At 65.4% G+C, this 9,801-nt stretch carries 10 protein-coding genes and 1 pseudogene; 6 read left to right on the top strand and 5 right to left on the bottom strand.

Translation table 11 applies throughout. The annotated features are described in order from the left end of the window. A pseudogene (locus AC628_RS32470) lies at positions 1 to 283 on the bottom strand (DUF2155 domain-containing protein); the annotation flags it as partial. Between the two features lie 246 nt (positions 284 to 529). Here AC628_RS32470 and AC628_RS32465 point away from each other — a divergent pair. The 4 genes from AC628_RS32465 to AC628_RS32450 all read left to right on the top strand — a co-directional run bounded on the left by AC628_RS32465 (position 530) and on the right by AC628_RS32450 (position 4,238). Further along, positions 530 to 1,309, top strand: a complete 780-nt coding sequence (locus AC628_RS32465; RefSeq protein ID WP_074130830.1) for an SDR family NAD(P)-dependent oxidoreductase — start codon at positions 530 to 532, stop codon at positions 1,307 to 1,309. 36 nt (positions 1,310 to 1,345) lie between these two features. Next, the gene (gene lipP1 / locus AC628_RS32460) at positions 1,346 to 2,287 is read left to right on the top strand and encodes a LipP1 family hormone-sensitive lipase (protein WP_074130829.1); all 942 of its coding nucleotides are present in this window, start codon (positions 1,346 to 1,348) and stop codon (positions 2,285 to 2,287) included. A gap of 168 nt (positions 2,288 to 2,455) precedes the next feature. Beyond that, positions 2,456 to 3,679, top strand: a complete 1,224-nt coding sequence (locus AC628_RS32455; RefSeq protein WP_074130828.1) for an SLC13 family permease — start codon at positions 2,456 to 2,458, stop codon at positions 3,677 to 3,679. Between the two features lie 124 nt (positions 3,680 to 3,803). After that, a complete protein-coding gene (locus AC628_RS32450; RefSeq protein WP_074130827.1) occupies positions 3,804 to 4,238 on the top strand; it encodes a hypothetical protein in 435 nt (144 codons plus the stop codon). A 265-nt stretch (positions 4,239 to 4,503) separates the two neighbouring features. On the opposite strand, the gene AC628_RS32445 is transcribed toward AC628_RS32450, so the two are convergent. Both AC628_RS32445 and AC628_RS32440 read right to left on the bottom strand, forming a co-directional pair. Beyond that, positions 4,504 to 4,722: a hypothetical protein gene (locus tag AC628_RS32445; RefSeq protein ID WP_074130826.1), complete on the bottom strand. Its 219-nt coding sequence runs from the start codon at positions 4,720 to 4,722 to the stop codon at positions 4,504 to 4,506. A 221-nt stretch (positions 4,723 to 4,943) separates the two neighbouring features. Continuing rightward, positions 4,944 to 5,882 (bottom strand): GlxA family transcriptional regulator, encoded by a 939-nt coding sequence (locus tag AC628_RS32440; protein ID WP_050420203.1) that lies wholly within the window; start codon positions 5,880 to 5,882, stop codon positions 4,944 to 4,946. Between the two features lie 111 nt (positions 5,883 to 5,993). On the opposite strand from AC628_RS32440, the gene AC628_RS32435 reads away from it, so the two are divergent. Continuing rightward, complete coding sequence (locus AC628_RS32435) at positions 5,994 to 6,710, top strand: DJ-1/PfpI family protein (RefSeq protein WP_074130825.1); 717 nt, start codon at positions 5,994 to 5,996, stop codon at positions 6,708 to 6,710. A 37-nt stretch (positions 6,711 to 6,747) separates the two neighbouring features. Here AC628_RS32435 and AC628_RS32430 read toward each other — a convergent pair whose 3' ends face one another. Continuing rightward, positions 6,748 to 7,503 carry a molybdate ABC transporter substrate-binding protein gene (locus AC628_RS32430; RefSeq protein WP_168193500.1) on the bottom strand — a complete coding sequence of 252 codons (756 nt, stop codon included), beginning with the start codon at positions 7,501 to 7,503 and terminating at the stop codon, positions 6,748 to 6,750. A 120-nt stretch (positions 7,504 to 7,623) separates the two neighbouring features. Between AC628_RS32430 and AC628_RS32425 the strand changes: the two genes are divergently transcribed. Beyond that, on the top strand, positions 7,624 to 8,577 hold the full coding sequence (locus AC628_RS32425) for a LysR family transcriptional regulator (protein ID WP_074130823.1): 954 nt from the start codon (positions 7,624 to 7,626) through the stop codon (positions 8,575 to 8,577). Between the two features lie 400 nt (positions 8,578 to 8,977). Here the strand turns inward: AC628_RS32425 and AC628_RS32420 are convergent, their stop codons facing one another. Beyond that, complete coding sequence (locus AC628_RS32420) at positions 8,978 to 9,388, bottom strand: NADH:ubiquinone oxidoreductase subunit NDUFA12 (protein WP_074130822.1); 411 nt, start codon at positions 9,386 to 9,388, stop codon at positions 8,978 to 8,980. Positions 9,389 to 9,801 lie beyond the last annotated feature (413 nt).

Below are 9,801 nucleotides of genomic sequence, written 5' to 3'. Positions count from 1 at the left end.
CGGCGCCAAAGGCTGCGACTGCACGCTGCCGGGGCGGCGGCACTGCCTGCCCTGGCGGCAACGCCCGCGGCTGCGTCGGCAGCAGGCGGCCGCGCGGCAATTCCGGCACTTCCTCGTCGTCGTCGCTGGGAGGCGCCACCTGGCCACGCGGGATCGAGCCGGGCGGACGCGGCGCGGGATCGGAGAAAATCGTTCCGATCTGCGCGCGCGCGGGCGGCGCAAGCGAGATGGTTGAGGCGGCAATCAGGGCCGCAAAGCCAGTCAGGGCAACGGTTCGAAGCATCTCGCGCGGCTTTAAAGGGCGAATCGGGCTCGCGACAGTCTACCTTGATATCGGCCGCTCGCAGGCCACCGGTTAACACGCCGAATACGGCGGGGAAAGGGCACCCGGCCACCTCTCCCCGGCCCTCTGGTCACCCTCTGGCTACTCCTGGGAACACGTGTGATAGTCCTCACGCTGAAGGCGCGCGGCAACGCGTGAAAACCATGAAAATCCGGATCGAACCGGACCAGCCAGAGGAAACCCAACATGCCCGATCGTATCAGGCTCGACGGCCGGGTCGCCGTCGTCACCGGGGCTGCCGGCGTCATCGGAACCGCCACCCTCCATCTGCTCGCCGAACGCGGTGCGCGGATCGTCGCAGTCGACCGCAAGGGGGCCGATCTTGGCGCCGCCGTCAAGGACCTGCCCGCCTCGGCCGAGGCCCTGTCGATCACCGCCGACGTCACCGATGAGGACGAGGTCAAGGACTATGTCCGCGCCGCCGTGGACCGCTTCGGCACCATCGATGCCTTCTACAACAACGCCGGCATCGAGGGCGACATCAGGCCGATCCCTGAATATTCGCTGGAGAGCTTTCGCCGGGTGCTCGACGTCAACGTCGTCGGCGCCTTCCTCGGCATGAAGCATGTGCTGCCTGTCATGCTGAAGCAGAACAAGGGCAGCATCATCAACACCGCCTCGATCGCGGGCCTGATGGGATCGCCGATGATCGCGGTCTACAGCGCCAGCAAGCATGCGGTGATCGGACTGACCAAGAGCGCGGCCTGGGAATGCACCGGCACTGGCGTGCGCGTCAATTGCGTCTGCCCCGGCATGATCGAGAGCCGCATGCTGAGCACGATCCTGCAAGGCCGCTCCGGCGGCAACGCGCCGCCGCCGGTCGAGAAGATCGTCGACCGCATCCCGGCGCGCCGGCTCGGGCTTGCAAGCGAGGTCGCCTCGATCGTCGCATTCCTCGCCTCCGACGAGGCGAGCTACGTCTCCGGCTCCGCTTACACCGTCGACGGCGGCCGCACCGCCGCCTGATATTTCAGTTCAGCATCACAACAAGGTTTGTCGTCCATGCCCGTCGTTCTCGATCCCGATGCCGCCGCCGTCTACAAGGCCTTCCAGGAGGCCGGCCGTCCCGCCTACGAGACGCTGACCGCGCCGGAAGCGCGCGAATATTATCGCACCGCCCGCATCGTCTCCAATCCCGAGCCGCCCGCGCTTGAATCGAGCAAGGCGCTCGCGATCCCGGCGCCGCACGGCAGCATCCCGGCCCGCATCTACACGCCGAAGACGCTGCGCAAGACGAACGGGCTCGCGCCGTGCCTGGTGTTCTTCCACGGCGGCGGCTGGGTGATCGGCGATCTCGATACCCATGAGGTGGTGTGCCAGAAGATGGCACATGAGGGCGAGCTGATCGTGATCTCGGTGGATTATCGGCTCGCGCCCGAACATCGCTTCCCCGCCGCGGTCGACGACGCCGTCACCGCAACGAGATGGGTCGCCGCCAACGCCAAGGATCTCGGCATCGACGCCGCGCGCCTGATCGTCGGCGGCGACAGCGCCGGCGGCAACCTCGCGGCCGTCGTCGCCCTCACCGCCCGCGACGGCGGACCGAAGCTCGCAGCCCAGCTGCTGGTCTATCCCGCAACCGATTTCTCGCGGAAGCATGCCTCGCACCGCGAGCCCGAGACCAGCATCCTGCTGACGCATTCGGTGATCGGCTGGTTCGCCAACCAATATCTCGGCGACGCCGACAACAGCGACTGGCGCGCCTCGCCCGCACGCGCCAAGAGTTTTTCCGGCCTGCCGCCGGCCTACGTGCTGACCGCCGGCGCCGATCCGTTGCGCGACGAAGGCGACGAGTACGCGAAATTCCTGAAAGACGCCGGTGTGCCCGTGACCTACCGGCATTTCCCCGGCCAGTTCCACGGCTTCTTCACCATGGGCAAGCTGCTCAATCAGGCCAATGTCGCGGTGACCGAGATCAGCGTCTGGCTGAAGTCGCTGGGCTGAGCGATCCGATCAGGGACGAAATTTGCGGCGTCATCCCGTGGTCGAGGCTCGGGAGCGCATGGTGCGCGCAGCTTGCGGCGTTAGCGCGCCTTGCAGTTCTCCGCGCCGCGCGATAGTTCGGCCAGACGCGCTTCAGACCGCCGAACGCTCCAGCCAGCGAGGATCATCTTGCTCACGCCCATCCTCGTCTACGGCATCCCGTTCGACTTCATCCTGTTCGCGCTGACGCTGCTCGGCGTCGCGATCTTCCATCACCATACGCTCGCCGTGGCGTTGACGGGTCTTGCCGCGATCGTCGCCTACAAGCTGATCTTCGCCGGCTTTGCGAAATTCGGCGCAGGCCTGCCCGGTCTCGTGCACCACATGGAGCATGAGTGGGTCACGCTCGCGAACCTGTTCCTGCTGCTGATGGGATTTGCGCTGCTGTCGCGGCACTTCGAGGAGAGCCGCATCCCGGACGAGATGCCGGCGCTGCTGCCCGATGACTGGAAGGGCGGACTGATCCTGCTGGTGATCGTGTTCGTGCTGTCGGCCTTCCTCGACAACATCGCAGCCGCGCTGATCGGCGGCACCGTCGCGCGTCACGTGTTCCGCGGTCGCGTCCATATCGGCTATCTCGCGGCCATCGTCGCCGCATCGAATGCCGGCGGCGCCGGCAGCGTCGTCGGCGACACCACGACGACGATGATGTGGATCGACGGCGTCAGCCCGCTCACCGTCGTCGACGCCTATGTTGCCGCCATCGTCGCCATGCTGGTGTTTGCGGTACCGGCCTCGCTGCGGCAGCATCGCTATTCCCCGATCGTGAAGAAAGCGCCATCCGGCCTCAGCATCGACTGGGCGCGGGTCGCAATCGTCGCGGTGATCCTGCTCGCCGCGCTGAGCGCCAACGTCACGGCCAATCTGAAATTCCCCGCGCTGCTCGACGCGCTGCCCGTGCTCGGGCTCGCAGTCTGGGCCGCGATCCTCGTCACCTCGCTGCTGCGGCGGCCGGACTGGTCGGTCATGCCCGAGACGCTCAAGGGCACCGTGTTCCTGCTCGCGCTGGTGACGGCGGCCTCGATGATGCCGGTGGAGAGGCTGCCGGCCGCATCATGGCAGACCGCGCTTGGGCTCGGCTTCGTCTCGGCAGTGTTCGACAACATCCCGCTGACCGCGCTGGCGCTGAAGCAAGGCGGCTACGATTGGGGCTTTCTCGCCTATGCGGTCGGATTTGGCGGATCGATGGTCTGGTTCGGCTCGTCCGCGGGCGTCGCAGTGTCCAACATGTATCCGGAAGCCAAGTCGGTGGTCCGCTGGATCGCCCAGGGCTGGCCGATCATGGTGGCCTATGTGGTCGGCTTCTTCGCGATGCTCGCCCTGCTCGGCTGGCATCCCGACGCGCCGCATTGATGCCAATGTGAAATTTGTCGCGCTGCAGTGCACAATCTGACTTGTCATAAACCTGTGGAAAAGCAAGACAAATCCGTTGACATTGCTAAACTCCATTCGCCGTAACAACTTATGGAGCGTTCGCATGAGTGTTAGTGCAGAAGTCCTCGCCCGCGCCCCGTTAGAACAGGCGGAAGGCGAAATCGACACGGTGAGCTCGCATCGACCACGCGGCAATATTCGGCCTCTCTCGCCGATGCCCGACTACGTCGAGCACCGCAACGGCGTCAACGAGGTGGGCAAGCTGTCGGCCGAGGCGGTCGTACGCGAGTACGAAGCGGCGGTGAAGGAGATCGAGGCGCTTGGAACGGAACTGCAATTAGCCGCCAAGAACTGCGAAGTCATGGTGGCCGGCGTCCATGACATGATCGCGGAAATCAAGGAGTTCGCTGCTGGTTACCGCGATCAGGGCAAGCGGTTTTTCCTGCAGATCGAAGCCGTCTCCCTGATGACCATGGAGGTCAGGGATACCTGCGAAGCACTCAAGAAGAAGATCGCGACCGATACATTGAGCCAGTGATTTATTTCGGTTGAAGCACTTTCACGATCAGCATCCGTGGATCTCTACGATCGTGGGCTGATCCTGTATTTGGTGAATGACTGCATTTGGTGAATGACTGCGCTAGTCCGGCGCGGCAGAACCGTTAGTTCTATTCAAGACCAAGTTGTTCAAGACCAAGTCATTCAACACCTTGCCCCGCCTCGGCGGGGCTTTGTGTTGTGACGCGAATAATCTGTGCGCGCGTCGCGTGCTCGAACGGACCGGGCCTCCGTCCATGACCGCCTTAACGCACGTCAGGTGCGCGCTCGGCCATGGCCGTTGCCGGAGGCAAAGCGAATATCGGAGACCAGCGGTCGCCAAAATCCTTGGCCGGGAGCGCGTCTGCGCCGGAGACGACAACGCCCTCGGTCCGGGGCAAGTGCGACTTCACCGTCGCGGCGGTTGCGGTGACGGCCAGCAGGGCGACGGCCACGAACCCGGTAATCGTTCGATGCTTTGTCATTTAGAACCTCCTCCGGTCCCCAATGCCCACTTGACGTGGGTCACGCGAACCTTCGCGCTGGTTCAGCACAAGGAAGGCATGAATCGTGTGCGATCGGACAACGACCTTGTCCCAAACTCAAATTGCCCTGCCGGCAGTGCCGATGTGTTTGGCGACGCTTCGCCGTCGGAATTGTCCCCCCTTTCATCCAACGCCTCGCCGGAGGTTCCGGAGTCGACGAGCTACCCCACGCGCGCGGCCCGGCGCAGCGATTGCGGGGGCTGGCCGAAGGCGCGGATGAAGGCGCGGCGCATCCGCTCGGGATCGCGGAAGCCGGTGATCTCGGCGACGCGCTCGATCGCCTCGCCCGACGACTGCACGCGCTGCCGCGCCACCTCGATCCTCAGCCGCTCGACTGCTTTCGACGGCGTGGTGCCGGTCTCGGCGATGAAGGCGCGGGTGAAATGCCGCGAGCTCATCCCGGCCTTGTCGGCGAGGTCCTCGACCGTCAGTGGCGCATCGAGATTTTCCCGCGCCCAGGCGAGCAGCGGCCCGAACCTTCCGTTCGGCGTCTTCAATTCCAGGAGCGAGGAAAACTGCGACTGCCCGCCGCTGCGCCGGTGATACAGCACGAGCTGCCGCGCGGTGTTCTGCGCGACCTCGTCGCCATAGTCCTCGGTGATCATGGCGAGCGCGAGATCGATGCCGGCGGTGATGCCGGCCGAGCTCCAGATGTTGCCGTCGCGGACGAAGATCTGGTCCGGCTCGAGCTTGATCTTCGGATAGCTCTTCACGAAATGCGGTGTGCGCTGCCAATGCGTGGTGGCGCGGCGGCCGTCGAGCAGGCCCGCCTCGGCCAGCACATAGGCGCCGGAGCAGACGCTGGCGACGCGGACGCCGCGGCCCGCCATCCGCCGCACGAAGGACAGTGTGGTCGGACAGCTCGCCGGCGTACGCACGCCGTTGCCGCCCGCGATGATCAGCGTCGTGATCGCCGCCGACGGCTTGAGGCCGCGCGCCAGCATCTCGACGCCGGATGACGAGCGCACCGGCCCGGCCTTCACCGCAATAGTCTTGATACCGGGCGGGTTGTTGGCGAAGCGCGCCGCGATTTCGAAAGCCGCGATCGGGCCTGCCGCGTCGAGCAGCTGGAAGTCGGGAAAGATCAGGATGCCGATCATCGCCAAATCCTTTGCGGCAGCGCCTCGTCCGAAAACGAGGGAAATACGCCATTCTTGACAGAAGGCCATCATGGCATCCTGCTTCCGTCAAGCGCTATTTGGAGGCCTCCGATGTCCGAACCCTTGCAGACTGTACCCTTGCAGATTGGATTGCTCGTCTTCCCGAAGGTGACCCAGCTCGACCTGACCGGTCCGCTGCAGGTGTTCTCGTCGGTGCCCGGCGCGAAGGTGCATCTGATCTGGAAGCGGATCGAACCGGTTCCGAGTGACTCCGTCATGGTCCTGACGCCGACCACGACCTTTGCCGATTGCCCGCAGCTCGACGTGATCTGCGTGCCCGGCGGATTCGGCACCGACGACATGGTCGGCGACGAGGAGATGCTCGCCTTCCTGCGCAAGCAGGCCGCGGGCGCGAAATACGTCACGTCGGTCTGCACCGGGTCGCTGGTGCTCGGCGCCGCCGGCCTGCTCAAGGGCTATCGCGCCACCACGCATTGGAGCGCGATCGATTTCCTTGCGGGCTTCGGCGCGATTCCGACCAAGACCCGCGTCTGCGTCGACCGCAACCGCTTCACCGGCGGCGGCGTCACCGCGGGTATCGACTTCGCGCTGACGCTGGTGTCCGAGCTGGTCGATCGCAAGACCGCGGAAGCGATCCAGCTCAGGCTCGAATACAACCCGGCCCCCCCGTTCAATGCCGGTTCGCCCGACACCGCGCCGGCCGAGATACTCGCCTTCATGAAGGAGCGGATGGGACCGGCGCACGCGCGCCGCGGCGAATTGATGGGCCGCGCGGCGGCGCGGCTCGACCAAACCGGGCCTTCATGATCGCCCCCGACGATTGGCCGTTAGCCAAGACGGGGCTTCAGGGAGCAATCGGCTCCAGTCCCTTGCTCCGTATCGCAGCGGCAGCCGCCGGCGAGTGCAGGAATGCGATCAATTGCTCGACGGCCTTCGGCTCGCTGGCATTGGCGCTGATGCCGACGCTGAAGGTGGTGTAGTTCTGCAACTCGTCCGGAAGAACGCCCGCGAGAGTGACGCCCTCGACGCCGATGATGTTCGGCACGGTGATCACCGTCAGCTCCGCCTCGCCGTGCGCGACGGCCTCCACCGGGCTCCGTCCCGCCACGGCCAGGAGCTTCGGCTTCACGTCGCCCGCGATCCCGAGGCGATCGAGCAGATGCAGGAAATAGCTTCCGCTCACGCTCTCGCTTGAATAGGAGATTGATCTCGCCGCCAGCAGCGTTCGCTTGAGGTCCTCGCTGGAGGCGACCTTGGGCATCGGTGCCCCCGTGCGGATCGCGACGCCTGCGGCCGTGCGGGCGACGTCCGATCGGGAGCCCGCGGCAATCTTGCCGAGCCGCGCAAGATCATCGACCGCCGCCGGCAGAAAGACGGCGGCATCGAACTTCTCGCCCGCCTCGATCTGCCGCTTGAGCACCGGCACGCCCTCAAAGGTGAAGACAAGCGTATGGCCGGTCGCGCGCGCGAACGCGGGCGCAAGCTCGTTGAAGACACCTTTCATGGTCGGCGTGCTGAGAACCGTGATCTCGGCCGCGCCGCCGGTCGTGGCGCTCATCGCCAGTACAAGCGCCGTGACCGCGACGCGAATGCCCCTCATCGACGTTTCCCGCATCTCTGGTCCAGGCCGACAGTTCAGCCGGAGCTGGAGTCAGCGCCAGAACAGGAGTATCCACAAGGTCGATTATTCGACGGGCCGGTAGCTGTTTAGGTACGTCATATGCGCTGGGCTGACAGGGTTGGGCGTTTTCTCAAGCCTCGCGACCTCCACGTCTTCATGACGGTGGTCGAAGAGCGCAGCATGGCGAAGGCCGCCGAGCGTCTGGCGATCTCGCGGCCGGTGATCTCGCGCACGATCGCCAATCTCGAGCACATGCTCGGCGTGACGTTGCTCGACCGCACGGCGCGCGGCATCGCGCCGACCCTGTTCGGCAAGGCGCTGCTCAGGCGCGGCACCGCGGTGTTCGACGAACTTCGGCAGAGCGTCGAGGAGATCGCGTATCTTGCCGATCCCAAGGCGGGCGAGTTGCGCATCGCCTGCACCGAAGTGTGGGCCGCCGGCCTCGTGCCGGCAGCGATCGAGCGGCTGTCGAAGCGACTGCCGCGTCTGCGCGTCAGGCTGGAGCAAGGCACCGCGCAGCATCAGTTCAACCTGCTGCGGGAGCGTCGATGCGAGATCGTGATCTCGCGGCTGCTGACCGAGACCCCAGACTCCGACATCGACATGCAGCCGCTGTTCTACGAGCCGCTGGCCGTCGTCGCCGGCCCGCAAAGCTCCTGGTCGCGCCGCCGCAAGCTGACGCTTTCAGACCTCGTCGACGCACCGTGGATCCTGTCGACGCTGGAAGCGGAAGCCGGCTCGCCCTTCGTCGAAGCATTCCGTGTCGCGAAGCTGCCGGTCCCCACCGCAACGATCTTCAGCAACTCGCTCCACCTGCGTATCAGCCTGCTCGCCACCGGGGGCTATCTCACACTCGTTCCGGGCTCGGCGCTGCGGTTCGGCCCCGGGGCCGGCCTGCTCAAGGCGCTGCCCGTGGCATTGCCGCGATGGCATCTGCCGACGGCGATCTTCACCCTGAAGGGCCGCATGCTGAGCCCGGTGGCGCAGGTGTTTGCCGATTGCGTTCGCGAGGTTTCCAGGCCGCTGGCCCAGGGTAAGGCCCAGGCATGGTAGCGTTCTGACGCTTGGCCTGCCTTGCATCAGAACTTGCAACAGAAAAAGGCCGCCCGGTTTCCCGAGCGGCCCTTCCTGTCTCACGGTAGCCTCACATTTGCGGGCGATTTCAGGACATCTGTACCGGGGGCCTATCTCCCGGCCGCATCCAACTCGGAGGCCGCTGCTCATCGGGACAGTCGCGATCTGGAGCCCGATCCGACGCGATGGTTTCCCATCTCCGTAAGATGGCTTCATTGAGCCGCGAAGCTGCGCACGGCGCAAGTGGACAGCATCGGCGACGGCCGACCTGTCCCCGCTGTTACCGTTGTCCACAGGCGCGCACTTGCGCTGCCGGGCACGCGTGCGCCGCACGCGCGCGAATGCGCACGTGCGCGTCAGAAACCGCGATGCGTGAAGGTCAGCTTCCGGGAGTCCAGGCGTGGTAGTCGCCGGTCGCCTTCGGGCGGCGGCCGCTCGCCAGCGTCGAGCCGGACGGACGGTAGGCCTGCGCGGTGCCGGTCAGGTTCGGCAGATGCGGCTTTTCCCATTCCCGGGCCACGTATTTCTCTTCGGTCGGGGGTACGTCGACCGTGTGGTGCAGCCAGCCATGCCAGCCGGCCGGGATCCGCGAGGCTTCGGCATAGCCGTTATAGACCACCCAGCGGCGCTCGAAATGCAGCGTCGGGTCGATCTCGCCGCCCTTGGTGCGATAGTAGCGGTTGCCCTGTTCGTCCTCCCCGACCAGCTCGCCGAATCGCGAGGTCCACAATTGCGTGCCAAAGGTCTGGCCGTTCCACCAGGTGAAGAATTTCAGCAGGAATTGTTTCATGCGTGGCCGGTCACGGGTTCGAGGCTGTCCGGCTCTGATGCCACCTGAATCCACAAATGTCCAGCCGCCGCCAAGGTAGCCCGGCACTCCCGGCATGGGCCCCGATCACGAGCCCGTTTGGCGACCAAATGACGCGGTCACGGAGAGTTTTGTTCACCTGCCATACATGCGCCTCCGGCCAAACCAACATGACGGACAATCAATGTCGCGCGCTGGAACGTCCAACCGCAGTAATGGTTAGACATTGTCCGTTTTGATGGAGTCCAAAATGATCAATATGAAGGTTCTGAGCACCGCCGCGGCGCTGGCGCTTGCGCTGCCGTTGGCTGTGGCGCCGACCGTTTCGTTCGCCCAGACTGCGGCGCAGATGGGCGCGATGGGCGGTGGCGGTGGAGCGCGCGGCGGCGGTGGTG

This window comes from Bradyrhizobium sp. NAS96.2 (genome assembly GCF_001908235.1).
Classification (GTDB): domain Bacteria; phylum Pseudomonadota; class Alphaproteobacteria; order Rhizobiales; family Xanthobacteraceae; genus Bradyrhizobium.
The sequence above is the reverse complement of the archived record's forward strand: the minus strand, read 5'-3'. Positions and strand labels throughout refer to the sequence as shown.